This is a genomic window from Citrobacter sp. RHBSTW-00029 (assembly GCF_014104295.1).
Lineage (GTDB): Bacteria > Pseudomonadota > Gammaproteobacteria > Enterobacterales > Enterobacteriaceae > Citrobacter > Citrobacter youngae.
On the sequence record NZ_JABXRT010000001.1, the window covers coordinates 1802526 to 1826410 of the forward strand.

At 47.6% G+C, this 23885-nt stretch carries 32 protein-coding genes; 28 read left to right on the top strand and 4 right to left on the bottom strand.

Features of this window, described 5'->3' with window-relative positions; translation table 11 throughout:
- The first annotated feature begins 4 nt into the window (after positions 1 to 4).
- The 20 genes from HV041_RS08875 to HV041_RS08970 all read left to right on the top strand — a co-directional run bounded on the left by HV041_RS08875 (position 5) and on the right by HV041_RS08970 (position 11508).
- A complete protein-coding gene (locus HV041_RS08875) occupies positions 5 to 727 on the top strand; it encodes a hypothetical protein (RefSeq protein WP_182294169.1) in 723 nt (240 codons plus the stop codon).
- A gap of 9 nt (positions 728 to 736) precedes the next feature.
- Positions 737 to 1006 (top strand): helix-turn-helix transcriptional regulator, encoded by a 270-nt coding sequence (locus HV041_RS08880; protein ID WP_062958097.1) that lies wholly within the window; start codon positions 737 to 739, stop codon positions 1004 to 1006.
- 2 nt (positions 1007 to 1008) lie between these two features.
- On the top strand, positions 1009 to 1272 hold the full coding sequence (locus tag HV041_RS08885) for a hypothetical protein (RefSeq protein WP_182294170.1): 264 nt from the start codon (positions 1009 to 1011) through the stop codon (positions 1270 to 1272).
- Positions 1259 to 1624: a hypothetical protein gene (locus HV041_RS08890; RefSeq protein WP_182294171.1), complete on the top strand. Its 366-nt coding sequence runs from the start codon at positions 1259 to 1261 to the stop codon at positions 1622 to 1624. Before HV041_RS08885 ends, HV041_RS08890 begins: the two co-directional genes overlap by 14 nt.
- Positions 1621 to 1908, top strand: coding sequence for a hypothetical protein (locus tag HV041_RS08895; protein WP_182294172.1), 288 nt, complete (start codon positions 1621 to 1623; stop codon positions 1906 to 1908). Before HV041_RS08890 ends, HV041_RS08895 begins: the two co-directional genes overlap by 4 nt.
- Entirely contained in the window at positions 1905 to 2294 is a 390-nt protein-coding gene (locus HV041_RS08900) for an ead/Ea22-like family protein (protein WP_182294173.1), read from the top strand. Before HV041_RS08895 ends, HV041_RS08900 begins: the two co-directional genes overlap by 4 nt.
- Before the next feature lie 4 nt (positions 2295 to 2298).
- Entirely contained in the window at positions 2299 to 2478 is a 180-nt protein-coding gene (locus HV041_RS08905) for a hypothetical protein (protein WP_182294280.1), read from the top strand.
- Between the two features lie 3 nt (positions 2479 to 2481).
- On the top strand, positions 2482 to 3108 hold the full coding sequence (locus tag HV041_RS25055; RefSeq protein ID WP_242637992.1) for a hypothetical protein: 627 nt from the start codon (positions 2482 to 2484) through the stop codon (positions 3106 to 3108).
- Complete coding sequence (locus tag HV041_RS08915) at positions 3098 to 3982, top strand: tyrosine-type recombinase/integrase (protein ID WP_182294174.1); 885 nt, start codon at positions 3098 to 3100, stop codon at positions 3980 to 3982. Before HV041_RS25055 ends, HV041_RS08915 begins: the two co-directional genes overlap by 11 nt.
- Positions 3979 to 4224 (top strand): hypothetical protein, encoded by a 246-nt coding sequence (locus tag HV041_RS08920; RefSeq protein ID WP_182294175.1) that lies wholly within the window; start codon positions 3979 to 3981, stop codon positions 4222 to 4224. The genes HV041_RS08915 and HV041_RS08920 overlap by 4 nt, the downstream gene beginning before the upstream one ends.
- A gap of 1081 nt (positions 4225 to 5305) precedes the next feature.
- Positions 5306 to 6259 carry a hypothetical protein gene (locus tag HV041_RS08925; protein ID WP_182294176.1) on the top strand — a complete coding sequence of 318 codons (954 nt, stop codon included), beginning with the start codon at positions 5306 to 5308 and terminating at the stop codon, positions 6257 to 6259.
- Positions 6256 to 6969: a phage baseplate protein gene (locus HV041_RS08930; protein ID WP_182294177.1), complete on the top strand. Its 714-nt coding sequence runs from the start codon at positions 6256 to 6258 to the stop codon at positions 6967 to 6969. Before HV041_RS08925 ends, HV041_RS08930 begins: the two co-directional genes overlap by 4 nt.
- 2 nt (positions 6970 to 6971) lie before the next feature.
- On the top strand, positions 6972 to 7349 hold the full coding sequence (locus tag HV041_RS08935; RefSeq protein ID WP_182294178.1) for a hypothetical protein: 378 nt from the start codon (positions 6972 to 6974) through the stop codon (positions 7347 to 7349).
- A 214-nt stretch (positions 7350 to 7563) separates the two neighbouring features.
- Positions 7564 to 7914 carry a hypothetical protein gene (locus HV041_RS08940; RefSeq protein WP_057064837.1) on the top strand — a complete coding sequence of 117 codons (351 nt, stop codon included), beginning with the start codon at positions 7564 to 7566 and terminating at the stop codon, positions 7912 to 7914.
- Complete coding sequence (locus HV041_RS08945; protein WP_182294179.1) at positions 7898 to 9307, top strand: baseplate J/gp47 family protein; 1410 nt, start codon at positions 7898 to 7900, stop codon at positions 9305 to 9307. Before HV041_RS08940 ends, HV041_RS08945 begins: the two co-directional genes overlap by 17 nt.
- Entirely contained in the window at positions 9307 to 10062 is a 756-nt protein-coding gene (locus HV041_RS08950; protein ID WP_182294180.1) for a hypothetical protein, read from the top strand. Before HV041_RS08945 ends, HV041_RS08950 begins: the two co-directional genes overlap by 1 nt.
- A complete protein-coding gene (locus HV041_RS08955; protein WP_008324324.1) occupies positions 10055 to 10285 on the top strand; it encodes a hypothetical protein in 231 nt (76 codons plus the stop codon). Before HV041_RS08950 ends, HV041_RS08955 begins: the two co-directional genes overlap by 8 nt.
- Positions 10285 to 10521, top strand: a complete 237-nt coding sequence (locus HV041_RS08960; protein ID WP_182294281.1) for a hypothetical protein — start codon at positions 10285 to 10287, stop codon at positions 10519 to 10521. Before HV041_RS08955 ends, HV041_RS08960 begins: the two co-directional genes overlap by 1 nt.
- Positions 10521 to 11153, top strand: a complete 633-nt coding sequence (locus tag HV041_RS08965; RefSeq protein ID WP_182294181.1) for a hypothetical protein — start codon at positions 10521 to 10523, stop codon at positions 11151 to 11153. The genes HV041_RS08960 and HV041_RS08965 overlap by 1 nt, the downstream gene beginning before the upstream one ends.
- An 85-nt stretch (positions 11154 to 11238) precedes the next feature.
- On the top strand, positions 11239 to 11508 hold the full coding sequence (locus tag HV041_RS08970; protein ID WP_182294182.1) for a hypothetical protein: 270 nt from the start codon (positions 11239 to 11241) through the stop codon (positions 11506 to 11508).
- A gap of 12 nt (positions 11509 to 11520) precedes the next feature.
- Here the strand turns inward: HV041_RS08970 and HV041_RS08975 are convergent, their stop codons facing one another.
- The 4 genes from HV041_RS08975 to HV041_RS08990 all read right to left on the bottom strand — a co-directional run bounded on the left by HV041_RS08975 (position 11521) and on the right by HV041_RS08990 (position 14978).
- Positions 11521 to 12033 carry a tail fiber assembly protein gene (locus tag HV041_RS08975; RefSeq protein WP_182294183.1) on the bottom strand — a complete coding sequence of 171 codons (513 nt, stop codon included), beginning with the start codon at positions 12031 to 12033 and terminating at the stop codon, positions 11521 to 11523.
- 2 nt (positions 12034 to 12035) lie between these two features.
- Positions 12036 to 12800, bottom strand: coding sequence for a hypothetical protein (locus HV041_RS08980; RefSeq protein WP_182294184.1), 765 nt, complete (start codon positions 12798 to 12800; stop codon positions 12036 to 12038).
- Positions 12801 to 12912: 112 nt separating this feature from the next.
- A complete protein-coding gene (locus tag HV041_RS08985; RefSeq protein WP_182294185.1) occupies positions 12913 to 13428 on the bottom strand; it encodes a Ref family recombination enhancement nuclease in 516 nt (171 codons plus the stop codon).
- Between the two features lie 17 nt (positions 13429 to 13445).
- Positions 13446 to 14978: an ERF family protein gene (locus tag HV041_RS08990; protein ID WP_182294186.1), complete on the bottom strand. Its 1533-nt coding sequence runs from the start codon at positions 14976 to 14978 to the stop codon at positions 13446 to 13448.
- 294 nt (positions 14979 to 15272) lie between these two features.
- Here HV041_RS08990 and HV041_RS08995 point away from each other — a divergent pair, with 294 nt between their 5' ends.
- The 8 genes from HV041_RS08995 to HV041_RS09030 all read left to right on the top strand — a co-directional run bounded on the left by HV041_RS08995 (position 15273) and on the right by HV041_RS09030 (position 23883).
- Positions 15273 to 15680, top strand: a complete 408-nt coding sequence (locus tag HV041_RS08995) for a hypothetical protein (RefSeq protein ID WP_182294187.1) — start codon at positions 15273 to 15275, stop codon at positions 15678 to 15680.
- A gap of 829 nt (positions 15681 to 16509) precedes the next feature.
- Positions 16510 to 17058, top strand: a complete 549-nt coding sequence (locus HV041_RS09000) for a hypothetical protein (protein WP_182294188.1) — start codon at positions 16510 to 16512, stop codon at positions 17056 to 17058.
- On the top strand, positions 17045 to 18454 hold the full coding sequence (locus HV041_RS09005) for a PBSX family phage terminase large subunit (protein WP_182294189.1): 1410 nt from the start codon (positions 17045 to 17047) through the stop codon (positions 18452 to 18454). The genes HV041_RS09000 and HV041_RS09005 overlap by 14 nt, the downstream gene beginning before the upstream one ends.
- Entirely contained in the window at positions 18451 to 19803 is a 1353-nt protein-coding gene (locus HV041_RS09010) for a phage portal protein (protein ID WP_008324336.1), read from the top strand. The genes HV041_RS09005 and HV041_RS09010 overlap by 4 nt, the downstream gene beginning before the upstream one ends.
- The gene (locus tag HV041_RS09015; RefSeq protein ID WP_182294190.1) at positions 19790 to 21145 is read left to right on the top strand and encodes a phage minor head protein; all 1356 of its coding nucleotides are present in this window, start codon (positions 19790 to 19792) and stop codon (positions 21143 to 21145) included. Before HV041_RS09010 ends, HV041_RS09015 begins: the two co-directional genes overlap by 14 nt.
- The gene (locus HV041_RS09020; protein ID WP_182294191.1) at positions 21123 to 22136 is read left to right on the top strand and encodes a DUF2213 domain-containing protein; all 1014 of its coding nucleotides are present in this window, start codon (positions 21123 to 21125) and stop codon (positions 22134 to 22136) included. Before HV041_RS09015 ends, HV041_RS09020 begins: the two co-directional genes overlap by 23 nt.
- Complete coding sequence (locus tag HV041_RS09025) at positions 22136 to 22927, top strand: Ig-like domain-containing protein (RefSeq protein WP_182294192.1); 792 nt, start codon at positions 22136 to 22138, stop codon at positions 22925 to 22927. The genes HV041_RS09020 and HV041_RS09025 overlap by 1 nt, the downstream gene beginning before the upstream one ends.
- A 17-nt stretch (positions 22928 to 22944) precedes the next feature.
- On the top strand, positions 22945 to 23883 hold the full coding sequence (locus tag HV041_RS09030) for a major capsid family protein (RefSeq protein WP_182294193.1): 939 nt from the start codon (positions 22945 to 22947) through the stop codon (positions 23881 to 23883).
- The last annotated feature ends 2 nt before the right edge of the window (positions 23884 to 23885 follow it).

Consider the following 23885-nt stretch of genomic DNA (forward strand, 5'->3'; position numbering starts at 1 on the left):
AAACATGAGCAAAAGAACACAAATTATTCAGTTTAGGGCAGACGAAGAAACCTATAGTCGCGCTCAAGAGCGCGTTAAAAATGGTGGCTTACAACTGCCTGATGTGATGCGTGCTGCGCTTAAGTCTGTTGCCGATGCTGATGTTTCCTGCCTCGCTGATTTAATCAACGGAGCAACATCAGGGAGTGAGGATGTTAATCAAGCATGGCTTTTCCAAAAATGTCATGAGCTTTTTGATTACCGTGACGGACAGTTGTTCCGCAAGTCACGTAAAGGGATGGGGGAACAGGGAGACCCTGTTTTTATCAGGGTTCGTGAAGGAGATGAACATGTATTAATTCAGGGGAGTCATTACCCATTGAAAGATATTGTTTGGTTAATGGCAAACGGGAGTATTGCGGGGAATGTTGAATATAAAAACCCGTACAGGGTGAACATGAAACACTCAATTGAAAACCTCATGATTAATCCTGTTAATGAAAAAGAGACAATTCTTGTCAAATATTTGAATGGATCTGAGAAGATCAATGTTATCAAAGTTAAACAACGTGCATTCATGTTTGACACTAGTAATGATGAAAACACCAAAAATGTAATAGAAAAATTAATTAACAGTGAAAAAACAATCCCATTACTTCTACGCGGTGAGGATGGCTGGATTGCATCCAGAACAGCTATCCATGCATTTAAATTAAGCGATAACCAGTACGTGGTAAGCATTTCTTAAGGGGGTTTTATGTCCAATGAGACAGTAAAAAAGGTCATGGCAGAAAAACGCCGAATGACCATTGGTCAATTAACAGACCTGCTTGTTAGCGGTGCTTTACGCCGTGAATTAGGTATGGATAAAACGGAATTTGCAGGGTTAGTTAGCGTCATGCGCTCGACGATTCGCCGCATCGAAGGGCTGGAAGCTACACCACGCATCGGATTGATTTTTAATACTGCTGCCGCTCTGCGTATTGGCATTGATTTTCCAATTATTGAAGAAAAGGCAAAGAGGTAGCAATGCGCCGTTACATCATTACGGATAAAGATATTTTTGATGTTTTTCAGCGCTGGACAAGCCCAGCCCTGAAAAACCAGAAGATGCATACCAGCTTAATTCGTGAGGCTGTGTGCCGCGCACACCCTGACAAGGTAATTCTCCAGTATGACATTCGCCAGAAGCTAAAAAATATGGCTTCGCGTGGATTGGTAACTGAGGTTCGTTTAAGTCCGAATGCAACAGCCTGGATGATTAATAAAGGTGATTTGAATGGACAAAATTAAGACCAAAAGAAGCGAACGAAGATTATCGCGTGATCTTATTGAAGAAGCGTTAAAGCTGGTGGCTGACCGCAGTGAACGTGAAGGGGTGAGCAAGGATACGGCCAAACGTCATGCGTCAGCCATTCGCGGAGTAATTCCGGCGCTGGGTGTTGTTAAGAGCAAGGTTATCAAGCCGGGGGTATGGGTGGCTCTGTATGCTCGTAGTGATTCAACATCAACGGTCATCAGCAATATGAAATTTACTGCCGTAATTTTTGAATGGGCGGGGCAACAAAATTATGAGAATGCAGCGTTTTACGCAGCTATCGCTAATGCGATACGTACTGCATTGGCGGTAAAGGGGGATAAATGACAGCACTCAACACAGCTCCGGTTTACTACAACCTTGAAAGCGTCTACGACGAGAAAATTAGCCCGTTAATGACACAAATAATCGCTATCTGCAAGGAGCACAACATGCCGATGGTGGCGTCATTCGCTTATGAGAATTGCGAGGAAAAGGGGCGCGGCTGCTGCACTACAACGCTGACATTTGAAGGGCGGCATATCAGAGAGTTCGCAGAGGCCACATCGGTAATTCGCGGTAATCCTCTTTTTTCTGCTTTCACCATTATGTCGGGAGAAAAAGAGCAATGACAGCACTCAACAAACAGGCGTTGCGTGAAGCGGCGGAGAAGGCGACAGCAGGGCAATGGGTTGTTGAACTCGGCGATGAGGTTTACGCCGTTGATGGCGATGACAGCGAGCAAATTGCCATGGTGTTCAGTGACAACGGACGGAGTGATGCTGCATTCATAGCCGCGGCAAGCCCCACCACTATGCTGGCGCTGCTGGATGAGCTGGAAGCCGCAGAGAAGCGCATAGCAGAACTGGAGGCGCGGGATATCAACATCAAGCGACAAGCGCAGGCTTTATTTGAGGCAATCGCAAATCCTAATGACTGTTACATACCGGCATACGTTCGGTGCTTAAGAGAAGCGCTGAATGGGAATAGCACTGGCATTGGCGTGAAGGGGGAGTGAGATGATGAAAACTAAAAAATACGATGAGAGAAAAGACCTTCACCTTTGGTTTGGGTTGTCATATGCAGCGTTTCTCGTGATGCCGCGTGTCGCAATGATGCAAATGCCGGAAGAGTTATTGAATTACCGCCACCCACAGCCGGAAACGATAGCGGCGCTTTTACTGTCAAAAAGCGAGGACTAACCCATGACAACTAACAAACTACCTGAATGGCGCAAGTCACTAAACGAGGCTGTAGAAAACTATCAATCCACACGCGCCTGGTATGAAGAAAATCAGGACAGCCCATCAGCCGAGCAGGATATGGACGCGGCGGCGGGTGAGATTGCAAAGTTGATAAAACAGTATGGGGTGCTCATCGTTTTAAATTTGCTGGATGAGATAGACGAGCTACAGGAACGCCGTAAGGCTGATAACAATGAACGTCAGCCATCGCCTGTCTTAATGTGGCTGAGTGAATCCTATTTAGTCCATTTGGTGTCTATACATCGTCGTCCGGTATTTCGCCATGAGAATGGCGACATAATGCTTAGTTGCCAGACGATTGCTTGTTTTGTAGATGGATACTTTGCAGAGCGTCGGACATTGGCTTACCGACAGTATTTATACGCAAAACTTCTAATTCTTGATAAATCCAACGAAAGTGGATATCTCGCTCATTTTGGCGAAACTCCTCGCCTAAAACCACGCGGAATTAGTTTGCTAAATGCGATGTTTAATCGCTTTGGCTTCATGATTGAAGAGTTCGGAGGGTGCGAGAATTTACTAAAACACATGGATAAGGAGATTGCTGGTGGTAATCATGTTAAATGACCTCCTTATCATGGTTGACCGTCGCGCAAGGGCTGTCAGCTTGCGAGAAAAGACCATAATCAACGAGCGTCACGCAGTGCGAATGCTTGAGCCGGTTCTGGTGCTTGGGGTTAGAGCCGCGAGCGTACCTGATACATGGATGCGCTACGCTGACCGCTGCATTGATGATGGTCTGGCTGCATCTACAATACGCCAGCGCATTGATTGCGTTGCTGCTGTTGTTGCTTGGGTGATTCATGCAGATATTAAATTCAAGCCAGCCGCGCCGGGTTCGTTAGGGAGGATGCTGGAGGCAATGCGCACTGCTGCGCGTTCCATTGGTAAACGGATCAAGCGCCACCGCGCATTAAGCAAACCGGGGCGCGTTAGCGTTGACGAATATGCGTCAGTGGTGCGCGACATTGAATCGCTAAGGGAGCCATACCGATGCTCTCTGCGCGTGATGCTGTGCTTTGGGCTTAGAGCATCGGAAACACTCACGTTAAAAAGAAACTCAATGATGACTGCCGGGCGGTTATTCGTGCCTGACAGATGCACTAAAACTCATTCAGACCTGCTGTTGCCTGTTCCGCTGGAATACGTTCATTTAGTTTCTGAGTGGTTGGGGGTGATAGAGGATTCAGAAATCAAGTACAACACGCTTACAACGGTGGTATCCCGCGCTGGGATTAAATGGCGTAGTCATGATTTGCGTAAAATATTCCGCACCTCTGCCGCTGTCCGTGGTGAGGATTATTTAGCAACTGAATTAATACTAAACCATGCTGTAAAAGATGTACCTGCTGCTTATTTGCAATCACCGCCTTATTCAGCAATGCGTAAAGTATTAAAAAATTCAATTGATGAATATTTGAGTGTGAAGGTTGAAAAATGACAGTCAAAGATATTAAAGATAATGATGTTATGTACAAAACTAATTATCCACGCGGTTGTGCGTTCAAGTCATTGCAGTTAAAAGCGTCGCCATCTATCTATCGCGTTGAACTAATAAGTAAGTCAGGAGATAAGGTTTTAATGGGTGGTCGTCAGTTTATGGCTGATGCGCTGGCTCTTTATACTGATATCGCCACGCTGAGCGCCTCGGAGGTTGAGGCGGCATTTGCAAGTATGTCCTGATATTCTGGCGGCAATGAATCAGCCCGGCTTATGCCGGGTTTTTTTATGCCTAAAAATCACGAAACGGGGGTGAGCATGGTTAAAAATATGTTAATTCAAGGGCAACAATAAAGTAACAATAAAATGTTGCAAATGTAACAAAAAAAGTTAAAAAGCTGTTGTGTGGATAAGATTTCATGAATCATAGATTAAATATAAAAGGAGTGATTGGGATCACTAAATTGCAAACAATCAGGAAAAATAAACATCTGCATATATTTCAATAGCTTAACTAAATCGCTTGTTTTTCGAGCGAAATTTGGTCGGTTTGGAGTGTCAAAACCTTGAATTTTTCCGCCGTTGGAAATTAAAAATATTTCATGCGTTAAAAGGGCAGAGTTATCAATGAGGTACAGTTTTGAGGTAAACGGATATATAAGGTTGGACATTCTGAAAAATATGATGAGATTGAGCGGAGAACAGACAAAAACCACATAATCATTAATAAATGTTTCTGCCTGAAATAAAGCCGAAAAAGAGGGCGCCGCCTAAATCACCTATAAATCAAAATGATAACTCCACTAAAAGAGAAACTCCCATAAAAAAGTTCGGGAATGTTTCCACATTCTCATCTGACCAGATGTTTTAACATATTGACATGGAGATAATGAGTTAGTCACAAAAGCGGAAAGCTGGTATGAGGCAGGGGGCGAAAATATATTAAACCGCGCTCAGGCTTGTTTCCACCAGCACCGGACGTTATCTATCACTTTCTGACTCACAACTATAACGGGTGAATAATTGACCGTTAAAGGATAGCGAGGCTGTTACAAATTAAATGTTCACAAATCAGCCACAACATTTAAAACAAAACAGCAACATAAAAGCTGGCACGATAAATGTTATCCACAATAAAAATCAGCATTTCCGCCACTTCAAAACGATATTGACCACTAACATAAATCGTGCAGTTAGCGGTTTTGGTCGTGTTTATCCACAGATTCAACCTTGCACCAAATATTGACGCATTACCGCTGGCGGCGTTTCTGTAATTAGCCTGGGCGTTGCCTTTAAATCACTTCTATATAAGGAGGTGATTTTTATGGCTTACGGGCGTCAGTTCGAGATAACCGTTAATTGCACAGATGGCGAGACGATCCACATTACGGATGTAGATGTGGATTTTTCGTCTGTGCGTGACGATGAAAAAGAGCCAAACGAAGCTGACTTGACCGTGTGGGGGCTTATGCATCAGACGCAAAATGCAATCGCTCAGGCAGGTTCAACCGTCAGCGTTGCCGCTGGCTATATAGATGAAGGCATGTTCACCCTGTTTCAGGGGGAGCTAATCAGCGCCGTAACCATTAAGCCTAACGAGGTTTACGGTCTGAAAATGAAAATTTATGAGGCGCTTATTCCATTTCGCGCCAGCGTCACATCTCGCACTTTTAAAAAGGGGCAAAACCTCAAAGAGGCGGTGTCGCTGGTTGCGTCAGATATGGGGCTTGGGTGTCAGGTTTCGAAAGCAGCAGCAACATTAGTGTTGCCTAAGAACGTCAGCGGCGTTGCATTATCCCGCGATGTGCTGACCAGCTTATGCAAACCGGTTAATGCCACATGGTCACTTCAATATCAATCTTTAGTTGTCACTGCCGGGGATTCTGTTCTCACTGGTGCAGCCATTTTCTCACCTGAAACGGGATTACTTGGCGCTCCTTTTTTGAAGATCCATTCACCAAAGCGCACCAAGAAAAAGAACCCATCTGAAAAAGACAAAATCCAGAAGAAACACGACAAAAGCATAACCACATACCAGTGGCCTCCTAAAGGTTCTCAGGTTGACTACTCAAAAGGCGCTCGCCGTCAGATGGGCGTTATTGAGGCTATTACCTGGGAGTCGCTTTTACGTGGCGGTGTTGAGATTGGCGAACTGATAGAGCTTTCGTCGCCTTCTATGGGGGAAGGCTGGAACATCATTGTTAAAAAGATTTCCCACAGATTCAGTACGCGTGACCGTCAGGCATGGTCATCCTCATGGGAGGGCATCATTGCATGAGGACGGGAAGTCAGGTTAACGCAATCGTAGAGCAGGCGCTTAACTCAGCAATTTTTGCTCTGGAGGCTGTGATTGTTTCTGTAGGTGAAGGCCGCGCATCCGTCAGGCCAACGCCAAAACGCTCATTTGGCGACAATCCAGAGCCTGTTGCTTATTCAGTAGTAGAAAATGTGCGCCTTATTTCTCTGGTATGGGATGGCGGCAAGTCTGGCATCAGCGGGCGAGTTTTGCCCGGTGATGAATGCTTATTGATAGCGCTATCCCACGGTGACGGTGACGAACCAGACCATAAAACCTTCTCAAATGCCGTTGCCCTGTGCGGCTTTTCCGACAAATCAATTCATCAGATGCCAGATAGCCCCGGCATACGCGTGTTCAGTGGCAGCGCATTTATCGAATGGGATGACAACCAAATTAAAGCCGCTACAGGCGGCGGAGCTGAGATTGTCATGGATGGAGACAAAATCTATCACATCGCGCCGGGTGGTCATGACTTCACAGGCGTAGCCCGTTTTCGTGATGACGTGACTATGGATAAAGGCTTGAAACAAGGCGAGGCCAGCGGCGCAAAAGCGGAATTTGGTGGTGACATGAAAGTGAAAGGAACCAGCGAAGCGGCTGACCATGTCAGCGACGGAATTTCCGGCAAAGACCACGACCACATTGAGCAGGGCGACGGTAAGCCAACCAGTAAACCACGAAGGAATTAATAATGAAATTGAATGATGGTGCGGCGCAAATTGCGCTTTCAAACAAAGGCTTTCTGATGGCTGGTGACTACAGCACAACTATCAGCAAGGGCGAGATTATCAACATTACTGAACGTACCGGGCTGGTTGTGGATCGCGTCGAGTGTATCACCCTGATTAATGCGCCCCTTTATATGGTCATGGCGACCTGTCGCGAATGCAAAGACCAGTTCATGCCTTTTTACAGCGATTTGCCGTTTGAATTGCCACATCAGGCAGCGATGGCACAGATGCTGAACGATGCCGGGGAAGGTTTCGACCTTGATGACCTGTTGGATATTGAGTCACTGGATGCGGCAGTAACGGTGGTTCACGTTGAAAAATGGATGCACACAGAATGAACATCACAACAACACAATATCGACACGGTATGAAAGGTTGCTTCCTTTCCACTCACAGACCGCAGCCAGGCGAATCATTAACACTGGTTATGCCTACGTGCAGGGGTAAAAGAATTATTCCCGTTGGTCAGGTGCAACGGGTTGAATCAGTAGGTTCAAGCCGATGCCTTGTGTGGGTTTCGAAACTGGCATTCGTTGAGGGGATGAATTACTGATGCTGGACATTATGCAGGACGAAAACGGGGTGATTCTTCGTAACGGTGATTTTGTGTTGGATGGTGGCATTGATGGTGTGGCACAGCAGGCAGAAATAAGAGTCGGGACAAATCGCGGTGAATGGTGGCTTGATGAAACTCAGGGTTTGCCGTGGGTGCCAGGCATTATGGCGTCACGCCTTCCAGCGTCGATTGTCTCCAATATGATTAATGCTGAGGCTAAACGCACCCCGGAAGTTAGCGACGCCAAAACCACAGCCATTAATGATGCGAAGGGTAATTACACAATCCGCTTTGCGGTCTACATTGGCTCAGAAAGCACAGAGGTAACAAGTGGAATTAGTGAATGATGGTGGCTGGCATGGTGCCAGATTGCCGGAGCTAAGAGGCGATAAATACGAAAAGCTAAAGGGCGCATTGGGTGATGTTAACCCCGATGGCGACTCACTGGTCGGGCAAACAATAGCGGTAGTTTCGGAAGATGACTTAAACATCATTGAGGCGATTGGCTGGGTATTTTCCGGCTTTTTCATTTCAATGGCAGAGGGAGCACAGTTAGATGGTCTTGGCGAGCGCTTCAACCTTCCTCGTTATGGCCTTACTCGCTCGCTGTCTTATGTTCTTTACCTCTTACAGCCGGGTCAGGTCATCAGCGCTGGTGATGCGTTTACTGTCTCTGGTAGCGCTGGTGAGTGGGCGATAAAACACGAAGTAAAAGAAGATGGAAAATCAGCTACTGGATTTGTGTTAAAAGTTCGTCAGGATGCCATCACCAGCGGAAACACATTTACCATTAATATCTCTGGTAAACCGCACTCAACACAATTTCAGACTGGTGACACGTCAGACTCGATACTCAGCCGTCTGTACACGCAAATCACAGCGGCTGAAACAGCCCTTACAACATATCAATCATCATACGGAACTCTGCTTTATGCCGCTGATGGCAGAACAATCATTCCGTTTTCCTTCGCTGATGATGTGTTTGATATTGTCCGGGCTGGTATACCTGTAACCGCTTACTACCAAAGCAATACCGAGTTTCCAGCGGTATTGTTTGGCTACGTTGCAAACAATGACATTCTGGTACTGGCAAACGGTGTTAAGGGTTATCTCATTGAAGATGATGAGTCCTATCGGGAACGTATACAAGCGGCAGCGGCAGCAGCCAGAGTGAACATCAGCGCATCGCGACCCGGCGTTAAAAATGCTGTATTAGCCGTCAGTGGTGTCTCTTATGCTTCCATTGAGGTTAATCGGGGAATTAGCACTAATGCAGAGGGAATACCCGGTAAATCAATTCAGGTTTTTGTAGCTGGCGGTGATGATAATGAAATAGCCCAAGCTATTTACGATGCCGCCGCCGCTGAATGTGGGTTTCATGGTGATGTATCGGCAACGGCTACCGATGGAGAGATAACGGAAACAGTCTATTTCAGCCGCCAGAGCTTTCAGCTTGTTTATGTCAGCGTGTCAGGTGATATATGGGATAAAGAAACTACGGGAAGACCAGCGGATTATATCAGCGTGGCTAAAAACACTGTAACGGCATATTTTTCACAGCTTACACCGGGGAAAGATGTATTTTCTGGTCAAATATATGCCCGTTTGTTAACAGCATTTTCAACATTGACGGACGTAACAGTAAAAATCGGCATTATTTCCCCGCCAACAGATAATCATGTTTCTGTAGGTAGCGGCATTATTGCGGTCACTGACTCAACATCGGTAACGGTGGTTTGATGGAACCTGTAATCAAAAGTCCTGAGCAGCTAGCAAAAGAGCGACTGACGTCAAAAGTACGCCATCAGAGAAATATTGACCTCATCGCAGGGCTAAAATCCGGCAACAGCAGCATGGTTGCAGCTATTGAATACATGAAAAAAGGTTTCTCTCTGGCAGATTCAACGGGAACACTTTTAGACGCATGGGGGGAGCAATACAGCATTCAGAGAGAAGGGCGTGACGATGATGATTATCGTAATGCGCTGCAACAAGCCAGAGGCGAACAGAGCGTTTCCACGCAATCAAGGCCATCAGTGGGCGCATACATGCAGCAGGTATACAAACTTGTCTGGCTACCGCTAAATCGGGTAGGGCTAAGCACTGGCGCAATAGGCGCGGCCTTTAATCGTGTGCCTCTGCGTACAGTGTTTGTGCAGTGTGGTGGTACGGCTCCTGATATTGAGCTCTTCGATTCTCTTGTATCTGCCACGTTCGGCGGGGATATCTACAGCGCTGCAACACCGCCAAATGTGAATCTCACCCATCATGCGCCAATGTTCCCCGGAAATGCTTTCCCTTGCGTATGGGCTGGCATTCGATACGAGAAAACACAAAAAACGATCCGGGCAACTGAATCGCAGGGCATAAGAGTCAGAGCACTTAAATCACTGTTAACCCGGATTGATGGTACTGCGACGGTAAACCACGGCGAGCTAATTACGCCATTCAGTACGCTGGTAACAGTCAAACAAATGAAGGTGAAAAATGGATAGCTGGGCGGAAACTGATAAAACCTATAAAGGGCAAGGGGGAACAGATATCCCCAATAAGCAGGAGCCATCACAAGAATTGCAGGCTACCGGCTTTGCTCCAACGTATTTTGATGAAAACGGTAATCTGGTGTTTGGGGATGGTGTATCCGCACAAACAATGAATTTCATTCTCAATGACTTGTACAAAAAATATCGTGATTTATTAGCCAGGGTAAATGCGTGATGAATAGCTTTGCGACTATAAGCCGCATCTATCCTTTTAGCGGTTCGAAATATGCCAGCGTCAAACAACCATCACCTGTAAAGCAGGCTGATGGTTTCAGACCGTGTTACATCAGCCTGACAGGGGAACCGATTCAGGGCGACACCGTTGATTTTGCAGAATTAAATTACATCTTTAATGACCTGTACGCCAAAGCCGCGCACATAGACCAGCTTCTTACAGCTAAGGGGACATAATGGCATTAACACCGGAAGAACTGGTAGCAATATCCGACCTTGAACGGGCGACAATTGACGACTCCAGCGTTGTACCTGACTGGCTTATGCCAGCAGAGATACGCGGCAGTAGTGCGCCAATAAGCTGTATACCGTTCCCACAACACACCATAGATGTGTTTGGGGGGCTTCTTGCTGGTTCGTGGTCGTTAAAGTTTCAGAATCCATTACAGCGCGTTGTGTGCGATTTGGAGATATACCACGGCGAAAACGCCCCGTTATCAGCACCACCAGATTTATCAGCACTACAGCTTACGGTTTCAGGATTCGATAAAGCGGTTATCTTCTGCCCCGCAAAAACGGCAACGGATACCGCCCCGGCTAACTATCTCAATCTTGGCGTGACGGGTATTGCTGCAAAGTACAAGCTAGGGGGCAAACGTAGGTTTCTGGAGCAATCCGGGCTGGTGGTCATCCCGTTAACAATGATTTTGCTGTCCACACAGCCGCTAACAAGCCAGGAAGCAAACCGCACACTGTCAATTACGCTTAAGCGGAAGAATGAAAGCCAGATGAACACAGCGCCGCTAATCAGCGGCATGGTATACAGCAACCCATTACCATCAGCGAGGGATATTGCTCAGGCATCGTGACCGCTGAGAAATAAAAAAAGTCATTCCGTCAGTTTGTGACAACATATCCCCGATTTGTTAATAACATTTCGGGGATTTGTCGTTTATGAAAGTAACAACACGCAAAAAACCAGCATTCCGCGACTATTACGAAAATGGCATGTTCACACGTATAGTGGCGACCAAAACGGACAAAGGGAAATGGCGGTTATTCGGGCTGCATCGTTCGGTAGAGGCGGCTGTATTCGTTGAAGCGGCTAGGGGAGGTATCAGAGAATGGTCAGGGCTAAATCACCTCGGTGATTTCTGTGATTCGATAGGGATAACGCTTTGGGAGGTGCATCATAAGGCAGCCAAAAAAGAACAGGCCGCGTAGCGGCCTTTGGCTTTATTCTGGTTTATCAGGCCAGACAATTTCCAGCGGCTTACTGGTATCAATCCTGCTCAGAAGTACCGAATATCTTTCCCATTCAGTGAGCATTGATATTTCTTTATCGGTTGCCATGCCTAACCTGACTGCCCGTTCAAGTGGTGCAATAGCGGCTTCTGCTTCGGCATTAAGTGTTTTTTTCTTTTCCTCTGCCTGCCGTTTTAGTTCTTCATCAGTGTACTTCCGGGGAATAACCTTTCCCCCGTCAAATACCCATCCGCCGAAAATGTCACAACCATCAGGAATACTGTCAACATCAACAACCGTCAAACCGCCGGGATAAAGCCGGGATGCATCTTCGCTAATGCTGCGAATAACGCCCGTATCATTTTCGATAGCCAGGCTGTATTTCTTTGTGAATTTTGGCAGTGATTTATACCAGTCCTTTCCCGTGGCATCGATAAAATACAGAATGCCGTCGCCTAAAAACAATTCATCAGGTGTGTAACGCTGTAAATTAATCAGTTTCATTTTTACCCCTCAATTATTACCCAACCACCATTACGGAAAATTAGTAATGAACGGTATAGCGCTATACCAATTTGATTGCTCTCGTTACCGTTTCCCCCCGTAAGAAAACATCCAGCTGGAGCTTCTACAAGTACGCCGTCCATAGTCATGCTGGCCTGTGCGCCGCGCTGTACACGGTTGACAAAGTTTTGGTTAACCCATTCATAGGGTGCTCGCAAGTTAATATAGTCGCTCAACAAACCGCTCCATCGCGCCCCCTCGATATTGCCGTCACCCCATACAACCGTATTACCAACATGCATAATGTCCGGGCAGTAAAACTGTCCATTTTTACCAAAAACAAAATCACCGCCGCCATCATCGCCATTACTGATGCGAACACCGTCGCCACCTTTGTCCTTAAAGATATAAGCACGGACAGAATCATCTTCATTCTGGATAATAAAACCCAGCCGGTAATCACCCTTGAGTGTCAGGCTTCCGGTCATTGTGTCGCCTGATTTTGCGACCGCATTTACGTCTGAAGCAGTTGGTTTGATCCATTCGCCGCTCACAAGGGAATAGATAACACTTGTACTTTCTTTCAGGAAAATAGTTCTGGAACCGGAAGGGGTCAAAGATACTATCAGTAAACCCGCGCTTGAGTCGGGAACACTGGAATTGCCACTGATTACCGGATAGACACCGGGAAAAGTAAATTTTGTTAAATCAACACTGGTATCAAGTGCTGATTTGAGCATTAGAGCACCATAGTTATTTTCGGACATAAACACCTCTTTTGATCGTGTCAGGGCGATTAAAAGACATGATGAGGTAGGGATACAGCAAAACGGACGAGCGGTAACGCCACCAGATGAGTGCTGGCGGCGCTGTCAGGCATCAAGATATCATTTCAAGACTAAGACTGTATAAATGCTCCTGAGAGCCGTTGAGAGCCTCAAATGCAGCCTTGCCGCCACAGGTTCCATCTGCATGCACTGGAACCAGCCAGGGATAAATAGCGCGTATTGCTGCTGGCGCGGCGTGTTGGTGATGATGGTCGCAAAGAGAAAGAACATAAGCGTGCGCCCCGTCAGCCGTCCTGCCGTTGATATGGTGAATGGTCGCATTATCATTCGTAACGCCATGCACATAACATGCAATGCAGGGTAACGCCCCGATTTTTTCCATCAATGACCGTTCAGCGACGCAGGGTGTTCGTCCCTTTAAGCCGCGATTAAACGGCTTGTTTTTTGCCCGTTCAATATAGCGGGATTGCCGTTCCCGCTGTTTTTCATACTGAGCTAAACGCCATTCAGGATTGGCTTGTTTTTCGCGCTGGCGCTCAATGGCTCGTTGTTGGTACGTGCGCTGACGTTCAAAGTTACGTTGTAACTTTTCTTCTATAGTTTTCATGTTGAACACCCCGCAAATCAGTACGGTAAATCTGATTCGGGGATGTATACGGGCAACTCTGTGTTTAGCCCGTCGCATTCAACATGCAGAATGAGAGTATCAATATAGCTGGCTGTGTACGCGTCACATCGTTTCGCTATTTCATGGAGTTGTTGCAGTTTGATATCTGTTTCGCTGTTACCCGCTGCAATTGCACGTGCTATATCGGCTCTTTGTTGCATTTCGTCGGGCGTTTCAATTTGCGGCTCAGGATGTGCCAGTAGAGAGGGAAGTGCATCAAAATTCACATTTCCGGCAAGCAGCGCATTGGAGTAATACACCTTGCAGGCATTGAGCCAGTTACGGCGAGCGTAGCGCATGTCATTGCGTTCGGCTTTGATATCCAGCCCCATAGCGATATCAGCGCCTAAAAGACGCTCTGCGATTTCCGCTATCTCATCATCATGACCAGCCCCGACAGTGGAAATAAAGGCTTCTTCTTCCGGGGTGGTTGGTCGTCTGTCAGGTACGAAAGACGGTGATGTAGCAGCGCTCACCATATCGCGGGTATCAACAACACTGTTAGCATCAGCGGCAGAAACAGCCCATGACGTGATTGATTCAGCAATCGCCATAGCCACATCAGCGGTGACATGGTTTCCGGTTTTATTATCTACCAGTTCATCACCATCAACACGATAGCCGCTGTAGAAATCCTGCCAGAATGTATCAGTCAGACCAAAGCGCGCGACGGTATCACGCGCTATGCCTTCATCGTCCATAATGCGATCTGCGCCGCTAATAAAATCCTCTGCCAGTTCAGACGGTGTACGCAGAAACGGGTTACGGGCTTTAGCCTGGGCGATGGCAGCACTACCGGAAAACTCACCAGATGCAACGAGCACATTGAGGATGGATTCTGGTTTTGTCCGGGCGCTGGTGGTCGGCTTCCACTTACGGCTACTGTTCAGGGCGCGAGCTTTACGGCGCTCGCGTTTAGAGTCAGCCTGGTCGATATCGTCATCACCATCAGTAATATCCAGCGCCTGACGCAGGCCATAGCGCCGAAAATAGGTAAACGACGCACCCACTCGCTGGCATTCGTCCAGACGTTTATCTTCTTTGATGTAGGCGGGGAGACGGAAAGAAACTTCTGTACCGGTTGGGATATGGATAAACGTTGTCACCATATCTAAAGGCAGTTCATCACCTTTCTCAAACTCCTGTTTGAGCATCAGTCCATGCTGATAAATCGGCTCGCGTAATAAATCCAACAGTTGAGCCAGCGAAGCAAACGTAAAATCCAGCGTTTCGTTGTAGTTGTCGCGTTGCGGGTTCTTCAGTTCACGCACCATGTGCGCCAGCGCTTCTTGTGCGTTCGCGTACTGTTTGCCGGGTGCTACATAGACTTCTGGCGCGGTGGTGGCGTGCGTTTCCGTTTTTTCGACTTCGTTTGAGTCGTTACGATGAACGGGCATCATAGCGGCACTGGCATAGCCAGCAGCTTTAAGGGCGGCGAGGGTATGCGCCAGCAGTTCGGCGGCATCGGGGATGGTGAGTAATGTACTCATAGTTGTTGCTCCTTTCGATGAGACTGAATCCCCACTTTTGAGATGGGGCGGGGTGGAGCTCAAAACCGTCGAAAGTCGGCGGACTTATTCACAGACGGAGAGGCCTGCTATTCGTCGCACTCCACCCCATAATTCAGCACTCACACGGCAGTAAGCCAACAGAGCATAAAATACGGGCACAAAAAAATCACACTAACGGGGTGATATACCGCTTTCGATGGGTGTTTTGAGCACCTGATATAGATCTTAAAGCAACTACAAATTAGAATCAAGCGAGGAATACACCCAATCAGGATGGCAATTATGTTAAGGGTTAGAGGTAAGCGTTATCGGCGTAAATTAATCAAATCAAGGCCGCTATTCAGAAAACGCTCTTTACGTTCTCTCATATCAACGAAATCCTCCAACGCATACAGAAAGCATACGAGAAATTTTTACCGGGATAACGATGTGCTGGGTATATCGTTGTTTGTGATGGCTATAGCGGGTGCCGTTGTTGGGGCAACTGCATTTGCTGTAGCGGTGGGTATTGTTCTGTGCGGTTATCTCATTATCACCAAAAGAAAAACAAAATCAGTAGAACAGGTGAGCGATAGTGAAGATGAAATTAAATTACGCGAATGGGATGAGCAGGTAAAAAAGAACGGCGGCTATAGCGGTGAAGACTGGATGAAAGCTATAAAAGACCGGGGAAATAAATGAGAAAAGCCCCGAAGGCCAGTAATGACCAACGGGGCTCCTAATCTTGACTTCGCCAGGCGATTGTATATCCACGTAGAACCATAAACAACATTTTTCAGCCCGTATGATTGGCGTAACACCTTATAACAACTACAAATAAGTCGAAAGGGGAAGGGATAGAAATTTTGCAGTGAGCTATGGGATGTGGGTATAATCCCGCCCGGTGCTTGAGGCTATCTGTCTCATGTTACCGTGCGGCAGATAGATAAAAGCCCCAAAGGTAATTTTTCAATTAACCAATGAGGCTCCTAATCTTGACTCGCAATCAGATTATAGCCTCCCCACAGCTAAGGAGGCAACTTTGTTTTACAAAGGAGTTTTTTTGTTCATCGCGATTTATATCGCGGCGTTACTGGCATATACCGCTCTAAACCGGACGCTTTGCGAAGCGTCAATAGGACAGGGAGGTGTGCAAGTGGCGGCAAAGTTTGCCTACGAAGCTAAGGAGAGTCGCTAAATCAGGGCGGGGGTAACACCCCGCCTTTCTGACTGCGATGTACAGCCTGAGCACCTTTAAACGCCGCTCCTTCGGGGGCGGCTTTTCTTTATCTGCTGTTACCTCTCGCACTACCTTTTGTCTTATTTCATCAAAAAACCATAATGGCATCTGCCACGGACAGGTAGCGAACTGCCTGTTTAACTGACTTTTAGCCATTGCCTTACTCTTTGTGATGTTGAGCCATTCCGCCCCCGGAGTGGCTTTTTTTTATTTGTACTACACGCCAGCGGTAACGCTGTTTTTGATCCTCCTTTTTCCTCGCTACGCTGCAAGCCTCACAAAGGGGGCGTTGTGACCATAAAAATAAGTAAACGAGATGATGTATTTGCAAAGCTGGTAGCCAGTGAGCGGGAAGCGCCTGGATTCAGCTATGCAAAATCTCGCAACAGAGAATACAAAGGTTTCAATGATGATTATCAGGCTGAAAAGTTGCTTAAAGACAACGAGATACAACAGGCCGTTAGTGTTTATCGGAAACACATCATTGCTAAAGATATTGTTGGCAGACAGGAGGCATTGATTGACCTTTCAGCCCGTTTCCGTGCGCCGGATGCAGCAGATGTAATGCTACAGCTACGGGAAATTGACCAGATAAAGGGGCTTGATCCACAGGTATACAAAAGCATGGTAAGAGCGATTGATACCCGCGCTGTGAAGAATATTAAACGCACAAAGCATGGCTGGCAGGTTGAAGGGCTTGATAAATCACACCTTGCGGCGCGGATACTTTCGCTGGCGGGTGTTGATGTAAGTAAACCAATAACGGACGAGGGCAAACGAATAGCGCGAGACACGCTGACTGAAATCTACAGGGATATTGGCGGCGATGACGGCGATTGAAATAACACCAGAAAACGACCTAGAGCGCCGTAATTACTGGCTTTCTGACAAAAAGAAAATGTCAGAGTGGCGGCGAACAATGCGAGAGCTGACCACGAAGCCGCACCGCGTAAAGTGTCTGCGTGGGGGGCGTGGTTCCAGTAAATCATGGCGCATTGCTGAGGCGCTAATTGAGTTGACTGTACGTTATGACCTTCGAATTCTCTGTTTGCGTAGGGTACAGAAATCTATAGACGCGTCATCGCATAAGCTACTTAGCGACACAATACGCCGTCTTGGTTATGAGTCTGAATTCACGATAACGCAGAACAGCATAAAGGCTAAATCTGGAGCAGAATTCAGGTTTTTGGGCTTTCAGTCAAATCTCGACAGCATTAAATCCATTGAAGGCGTGGACATTTGCTGGGTGGAAGAAGCACACGCGATATCGGCTGAGGCATGGGAAACGCTTGCACCGACACTACGCCGTGAAGGTGCTGAATTGTGGATTACCTTTAACCCGGCTTTTGCATGGGATGAAACATACGTTCGTTTCGTACTCAACGCGGAGGACGACTGGTTTGTTGAGGAGGTGAACTGGTATCACAACCCGTACTTTAATTCGACTCTGGATAAAGAACGTCGCTACACCCTGAAATATTACCCGGATAAGTACGACAACATCTGGAATGGTGTTCCTGTCAGTGATTTACCGGGTGCTGTTGTCAATCGTGGTCATCTGGAAAAACTGGTGGTGTCGCCTGATTCGAAACTGGCGAAAACCTGTCGAACTGGCGTTAAAACAGCGGTACTAGATGTTGCCGATGAAGGTGATGACGATTCGGTGTTGTCATTCTTTGACGGGCGTTTTTTGTACCGTATGGAGCGATTACAGGCGCGTGACACTGTTCAGTTAGCGCAGCAGGCGTTAAAGCTGGCAACAGAAGAAGGTTGTTCAGTACTGATTTATGACTCTGTAGGCGTTGGTTCAGGTGTTAAAGGCGAACTTAACAAATACGAAGATTCAGACATTGAATTTCGTAAGTTTGTGGCACAGGGCGAAGTGTTGCGCAAAAAATCACGCTATCGCGGCGGGAGAGCCAACGAAGATACTTTTCACAACCTACGTGCTCAGGCGTGGTGGGCGTATCGTGACGCGGTTAATGACTCTGTGCGGTGGATGGAAACGGGAATTATGCCGCCAGATGGCTTATTTGCTATTTCAAACCAGATACCACGCCGATATCTCGATCGCATCCTTTCTGATTCTACTGGTGTCATGTGGGAAACCACGCCAGAAGACAAGATAAAAATTGAAGCAAAACCGAAAGTTAAAAAACGGCTGGGTGTGTCCACAGACTATGCCGACGCCATATTCCCCCATCTGGTACGCATGAAATCAGGAATTATCGAATGACGAACAAAACCAGCTTAATTCCCACGGAGGGAATTTTAACAAAAGAGGGCTTACAGCCTGCCAGCTATAACATTGACAGCTACGTGACCATGATGGAAAGCGTGTCGCATGGTGTTAAAGGTGCTGCCGGGATGGGGTCGCCAACGGCAAACCGAATGAAGGCCAGAGCCGCAGAGGGCAAAATTCCGCTGGTGGCGGCACTGGCTGGCGAAACATCCGGGATAGGCTGGCGCATCATCAGCGAACCGGTTGCTGCAGCGATGCTTAACGGCTTCGATATCATCACCGATAAACCGGAGGATGATAAAAAAATAAAACAACTTTTTGATGATATGCGTATCTGGCAGAGCGTCGAACGCGCCACTGTGCTTAAACGCCATCAGGGATGGTCGGTGCTGGTCATGGGTGATGATTGGGTTAGAAGCCACGGTGCAAACTGGATTACACCATCAAATGACTGGTTTTCTGATTATAACGATCCGCTTTTCGGTCTGCCGGAAGGCTGGCGTATTCAGCTTAAAAGCCCGATTGGTGGCGAGGTCTTTATTGAGCAAGATGATTCACTCCTTTTTGGCGATCCAGAATACCAGCCTATTTACGGTAGTGCTGGCGTCGAATTTGGCGAGCCGGTTCTCTGTAAACCTTATGCTTCGTTACAACGTCTTGGCCTGTCTCATGAGTTAATCATCAGTATTTTGTCGCTATCAGTACAGGATATTTATAAAAAAGATGAACTTGCAGAAGATTTAAAGTCAGCGAAAGGCGAAGCTATGGCGGCGCGTCGTCTGGCTGGTATTGCTGCTACCAGGCATTTGAATGACATGGTAGCAATTGATAAAGATGAAGATATTACCCGTTTACAGTCCAGTATGACGGGAACCGCTGACCTTGTTGATATGGCTATCAAGCTGGTGTGCGCTGAAACAGGGTTTCCGGTATCAATGCTGGCTGAACGGCGGTCAGGACTATCTAACAGCGATACCAGCGCCGATGCGCAATGGCAAAACCTTGTTTCTCACATCACCACCAATGACATTATCCCGGCACTTAAAAAGCTGACGTTGCGATATTTGGGCGTAAAAGCTGACTTTATTCCTAACAAATCTCAGGGGCAAATTGACCGCGAGGTAGAAAGGGACAAGAAGGTAGCGGAAACCGCGCAGATTTATTACCAGATGAGAGCCATCACCAGCGAAGAAGCCAGGGCAACGGCGAAGGAAACAGCAGCCGTAACACTCCTGACTGAAGCAGCGCCAGCAACAGGCACTATTGATGACCAGAATGACAAGGATTTGAACCAGAACGATACCGAAACCAGCAATAGTGAGGCCAATAATGCCGAAAAGTGAACCACGTTATGACGCTGGTTATCCACTGGCGATAGAACTGGTTTACGCGCAAAAGCTGGGTGATAACACCCGGCTTTTTTGTAAATGGGTTCGCGAAGCCTGTTTAAAGACTTACCGTGCAATCGGTAAATCCGGTGCACTTCTCAATACTGATGCGGCTGATGGTAAAGATGTATCCGTTGATGATGTGCTGGGAGATTTTATTGCCGCTGCAACGGTTAAAAAAGTGCGCGTTTACATCAAGCAGCGAGCGGGTAAAAACTATTCCCGCATGACGCGGGAACAACAAGAAATACTTATAAAGTCTGTAACTCAGGAGCTATTGCCAGATGCGTCAATTTTTCTCAAAGCAATACCCGCATTATTAAAAGACGGGGAGTTTGGCGCGGTTCCGGCGTATGTCATCAGTGAAGTCAGAAGGCAGGCAGGTATAAATCTGGCTAAAGATTTTGCCAGAGTAACAAACACTAAGCCTGATACTTATATTCGCATCATTAACCGCACCGCCGATGAAATACAGACCGCTATCGCAAACGGGAACTTTGGTTTTACCGATGAATACTGGCAAAGCTATTACCAGCGCTTCCGCGTTGATGGTGTAAGCCTGATTGACCTGAAAAAAGGCTTGCCAGCTACGCCAGACACGGCGGGGGCAGTCTCCGAACAGGTGGCAAAGTTATCTGAATCGCTACGCACAGCCAGTGTTATCCCGTCACTGCCAGCGATGAATACCACCGCCACGCAACTTGCCGATTCTGCTCTGGATGATTTCAGACTCATCATTAAAGCCGCCGCAAATGTTGACCTTGCGCCGGGTATAACTATTCCGCATGAGAACATGGCAGACCTGATAGCGGTCGATATTTATGACGGTGATAAGAAGCTATTGCAGCAAACCGCCGACTGGTTAACCGAAAGCATGGGGCGTATGGAGAATGTTTCTGATGAAGCACTTCAACGCGGGATTAACACAGTACAGCAGGGGTTGCGCGAGGGGCGCGGCGTTGATTACATCGCTAATAAACTGGCTGATGAGATGGAGATACCTTTCCGGCGAGCCCGTAACGTTGCCCGTAATGAGATTGGCAATCAGGCATGGAATCTTGAGGAAGCCAATGCACGTATTGCCGGGATGAGCATATACCGCTGGCGGGGCATGTTAGACGAACGCGAGCGAAAAGAGCATGTTGGGCGCGAAGGTAAGGCATACACGCCGACCAGACCGCCACGAGACGGGAATCCGGGTCAACCTAACGGTTGCCGCTGTTTTCCTGAATGGTTGTTCTCTGCGTCGGATGTGGAAGAAGCGGAGAAAGAAATTGCAGCAAGAAACACAGATTAACGTTGATGCAATAAAACAATGGGAGATAACCCCGGAAGGTTATCTCCAGATTGATATCCCTATAGCCCGTCCGGGCGTACTGGTTTATGACCGCAATCGCGGTGATGCATTCACGGCAAAAGAGTACCGCTCAGCCGATGAATTGTTTAACCAGGACTCAATGAATACCTTAATCGGCAAGCCTGTTACGGTGTCACATCCTCGTAATGGTCTGGTGACGTCAAAAAATTACCGGGCTGTCAGTGCTGGTGTGGTTACTGCCGTAATGCGTCAGGGCGATGAGTTGGTAGCCCGCGCTCTGGTTCAGGATGAGAAATCCATTCGCCTGATTCAGCAGGACAAAAGATTACGCGGGGCGTCGGCTGGCTACCAGTGTGACGAAAAGCCCAAACAAACTGGACGAGCCCCTGACGGGCAAGAGTTTGACACGGTGCAGAAGGGTATTAACTACAACCACCTGAGCATAGTGCGCAACCCACGGGTAAAGACAGCAACATTCAATCTGGACGGTGAACCGATGGAATTAGAAGAAGCGTTAGCCAAAATCGAACAACTGGAGACGGACAAAAAAACGCTCACCAGTGACCTTAGCACTGTGCGTGGTGACTTGCTCAAAGCAAATAACCGCCTGGTAAATATGGATTCAGCCAGCAACGAAGCCTACGAGCGCGGAGTTGCTGACGGTCGTCAGGAACATCAGCTTAAAGAAACGGCTAAACGACTGAACATCAATACCGACAGCCTGGGCGATATCAGTCTCGTTAAACAGGCCATCATCCGTAAGGCAAATCCAGAAGTAAACATGGATAGCTGGAGCGATGAACAGGTTGATGTTGCGTTATCAATGGCGCTGGTGGCTTGCGGCAAAAAGTTTGAGCAAAAGCCGCGTAATCCACGCATCAACAACGATGAATCAGGTGCAGACAAAAGCAATGATGCGCACAGTGATTATCAGTCCCGCATGTTTGGCAAAAAAGAGGCAGAAAAATAATGCAGACCACAATTAAAGGTGATTTTGACGCGGGATTGCCGGGTGATTTAGCTGTCCTGCCGTCTTTTCGTTCCTCTGCCCGTGTATCTTCCCGCCGCGCTGGTGGTGAAGTCGCGCCCGGTGATGCAGTAAAACTCACGTCAGGTAACGATTCTACCTGTGTTGCATTACCTGATGGTGGTGATGTTACTGATGCCATCGGTATTGCTGTTACGGCACATTCCAACATGCCAGCCATGCCGGGATTTGGCAGTAACACCCGTATCGGCGTTGTAACCATCAATTGCCCGATTGGTATCGTTGAAAATGGTCCGATCCGCGTAGCGGTAAAATCGGGTGAATCCCCGAAAGTGGGTGATTTGGCAGTCCCGAAAGGCCGGAACGTCACTACCGGCTATATGGAATGGGGCGTTGCCAATTCTGGCGATAAAAGTCGCTTTCGCTTCGAATCAAACACTCAGCGCGGCGGTACAGCAATTGTGATGGTTGTTGATGGTGAATTGCTGAGTGTAGGGTTTCCGCATGAAACGCCTGTGACAGGTGTCACCGTTTCACCTAAAACCGCATCAAAGGCGGCTGGAGGTACTCAACAGCTAACACCAACCGTTACGCCATCGGGCGCAACAAATAAAGCGGTAACTTATCAGACCAGTAATGCAAATGTCGCAACTGTAGACGCAAATGGCCTTGTCACTGTTAAAGCAGGGGCTACAACCGGGCAGACCGCGACAATTACGGTACGAACTGAAGACGGTGGTTTCACTGACACCGCTGTAATTACTGTTAGCTAACAGGGAACCTCCGAAATATGAATGAGAAATATTTAGCCGCGTTGATGGCGCAGCTTTTTACCGAAGCTCAGGTAACTGGCGCAATGCCGGGAGTTAACACCGACGAGCAAGGGCTAATTTTTGCCCGTGACCTGATTTCCATGTCTAAAGATGTGTACATGGAAGAAATGCCCGCCCCCGTAGCGTTAACCATGTTTCAGCAGGAGCCGGGGATTAACGAAGGGGCAAAATACGCAGGTTATCGCATGTACTCCGCTGCTGGTATGGCAAAAATTATGGCAGCATTCGGTACAGATATGCCCATGATGAGCGCTAAAGGCCGGGAATTCTTCGCGCTTATGTACGATATTGGCCTCGGCTATGGCTACACCTACAGTGACGTGATGGCGGCGGCAATGTCAGGCACCCCGCTTGATAATATTCTGGCGCTTAATACCCGCGAAGCGCATGAGCGCACAGTTTCTAATCTGTTGTGGCGTGGCAATAAGGAATACCAGATTATCGGCTTTATCGAACATCCGAATATTCCTCTGGTAGCAGTAGCCGGTGCATGGGCGACGGCTGACGGTGATAAAATTTGCGGTGATGTTTCAGCGATTATCGCCGCAGTGAATACCACCAAAATCTACGAAGTGAATGAGTTCCATATGCCGTCTAAGGCATGGGCGCGAATTCAGGGGTTACGCCTTAGCGGTACGCTGGGCACTGTCCTGTCATTCCTGCGAACTTCTTACCCGGAAGTAACTTTCCGCAAAAACTCCGATCTGGATGATGACGGCATTTGTATCGCGCTGGCGAACAATCGCCGACACTTCGCACAGGCCACTCCGGTATTGTTCCGTCAGTTGCCAGTGCAGCGTAGTGGGCTTGACCTGTCTATTCCGTGCCTGTCGCGCTCCGCTGGCGTAATTGTCCGTGCGCCGCTGGCTGCAGCTAAATCTTCTAAGGTAATTTAAGT

What these genes read in the sequence shown, in the direction of transcription:
- HV041_RS08875 (WP_182294169.1), top strand. Translation starts at nt 5, where the DNA reads ATGAGCAAAAGAACACAAATTATTCAGTTTAGGGCAGACGAAGAAACC.
- HV041_RS08880 (WP_062958097.1), top strand. Translation starts at nt 737, where the DNA reads ATGTCCAATGAGACAGTAAAAAAGGTCATGGCAGAAAAACGCCGAATG.
- HV041_RS08885 (WP_182294170.1), top strand. Translation starts at nt 1,009, where the DNA reads ATGCGCCGTTACATCATTACGGATAAAGATATTTTTGATGTTTTTCAG.
- HV041_RS08890 (WP_182294171.1), top strand. Translation starts at nt 1,259, where the DNA reads ATGGACAAAATTAAGACCAAAAGAAGCGAACGAAGATTATCGCGTGAT.
- HV041_RS08895 (WP_182294172.1), top strand. Translation starts at nt 1,621, where the DNA reads ATGACAGCACTCAACACAGCTCCGGTTTACTACAACCTTGAAAGCGTC.
- HV041_RS08900 (WP_182294173.1), top strand. Translation starts at nt 1,905, where the DNA reads ATGACAGCACTCAACAAACAGGCGTTGCGTGAAGCGGCGGAGAAGGCG.
- HV041_RS08905 (WP_182294280.1), top strand. Translation starts at nt 2,299, where the DNA reads ATGAAAACTAAAAAATACGATGAGAGAAAAGACCTTCACCTTTGGTTT.
- HV041_RS25055 (WP_242637992.1), top strand. Translation starts at nt 2,482, where the DNA reads ATGACAACTAACAAACTACCTGAATGGCGCAAGTCACTAAACGAGGCT.
- HV041_RS08915 (WP_182294174.1), top strand. Translation starts at nt 3,098, where the DNA reads ATGTTAAATGACCTCCTTATCATGGTTGACCGTCGCGCAAGGGCTGTC.
- HV041_RS08920 (WP_182294175.1), top strand. Translation starts at nt 3,979, where the DNA reads ATGACAGTCAAAGATATTAAAGATAATGATGTTATGTACAAAACTAAT.
- HV041_RS08925 (WP_182294176.1), top strand. Translation starts at nt 5,306, where the DNA reads ATGGCTTACGGGCGTCAGTTCGAGATAACCGTTAATTGCACAGATGGC.
- HV041_RS08930 (WP_182294177.1), top strand. Translation starts at nt 6,256, where the DNA reads ATGAGGACGGGAAGTCAGGTTAACGCAATCGTAGAGCAGGCGCTTAAC.
- HV041_RS08935 (WP_182294178.1), top strand. Translation starts at nt 6,972, where the DNA reads ATGAAATTGAATGATGGTGCGGCGCAAATTGCGCTTTCAAACAAAGGC.
- HV041_RS08940 (WP_057064837.1), top strand. Translation starts at nt 7,564, where the DNA reads ATGCTGGACATTATGCAGGACGAAAACGGGGTGATTCTTCGTAACGGT.
- HV041_RS08950 (WP_182294180.1), top strand. Translation starts at nt 9,307, where the DNA reads ATGGAACCTGTAATCAAAAGTCCTGAGCAGCTAGCAAAAGAGCGACTG.
- HV041_RS08955 (WP_008324324.1), top strand. Translation starts at nt 10,055, where the DNA reads ATGGATAGCTGGGCGGAAACTGATAAAACCTATAAAGGGCAAGGGGGA.
- HV041_RS08960 (WP_182294281.1), top strand. Translation starts at nt 10,285, where the DNA reads ATGAATAGCTTTGCGACTATAAGCCGCATCTATCCTTTTAGCGGTTCG.
- HV041_RS08965 (WP_182294181.1), top strand. Translation starts at nt 10,521, where the DNA reads ATGGCATTAACACCGGAAGAACTGGTAGCAATATCCGACCTTGAACGG.
- HV041_RS08970 (WP_182294182.1), top strand. Translation starts at nt 11,239, where the DNA reads ATGAAAGTAACAACACGCAAAAAACCAGCATTCCGCGACTATTACGAA.
- HV041_RS08975 (WP_182294183.1), bottom strand. Translation starts at nt 12,033, where the DNA reads ATGAAACTGATTAATTTACAGCGTTACACACCTGATGAATTGTTTTTA.
- HV041_RS08980 (WP_182294184.1), bottom strand. Translation starts at nt 12,800, where the DNA reads ATGTCCGAAAATAACTATGGTGCTCTAATGCTCAAATCAGCACTTGAT.
- HV041_RS08985 (WP_182294185.1), bottom strand. Translation starts at nt 13,428, where the DNA reads ATGAAAACTATAGAAGAAAAGTTACAACGTAACTTTGAACGTCAGCGC.
- HV041_RS08990 (WP_182294186.1), bottom strand. Translation starts at nt 14,978, where the DNA reads ATGAGTACATTACTCACCATCCCCGATGCCGCCGAACTGCTGGCGCAT.
- HV041_RS08995 (WP_182294187.1), top strand. Translation starts at nt 15,273, where the DNA reads ATGGCAATTATGTTAAGGGTTAGAGGTAAGCGTTATCGGCGTAAATTA.
- HV041_RS09005 (WP_182294189.1), top strand. Translation starts at nt 17,045, where the DNA reads ATGACGGCGATTGAAATAACACCAGAAAACGACCTAGAGCGCCGTAAT.
- HV041_RS09010 (WP_008324336.1), top strand. Translation starts at nt 18,451, where the DNA reads ATGACGAACAAAACCAGCTTAATTCCCACGGAGGGAATTTTAACAAAA.
- HV041_RS09015 (WP_182294190.1), top strand. Translation starts at nt 19,790, where the DNA reads ATGCCGAAAAGTGAACCACGTTATGACGCTGGTTATCCACTGGCGATA.
- HV041_RS09025 (WP_182294192.1), top strand. Translation starts at nt 22,136, where the DNA reads ATGCAGACCACAATTAAAGGTGATTTTGACGCGGGATTGCCGGGTGAT.
- HV041_RS09030 (WP_182294193.1), top strand. Translation starts at nt 22,945, where the DNA reads ATGAATGAGAAATATTTAGCCGCGTTGATGGCGCAGCTTTTTACCGAA.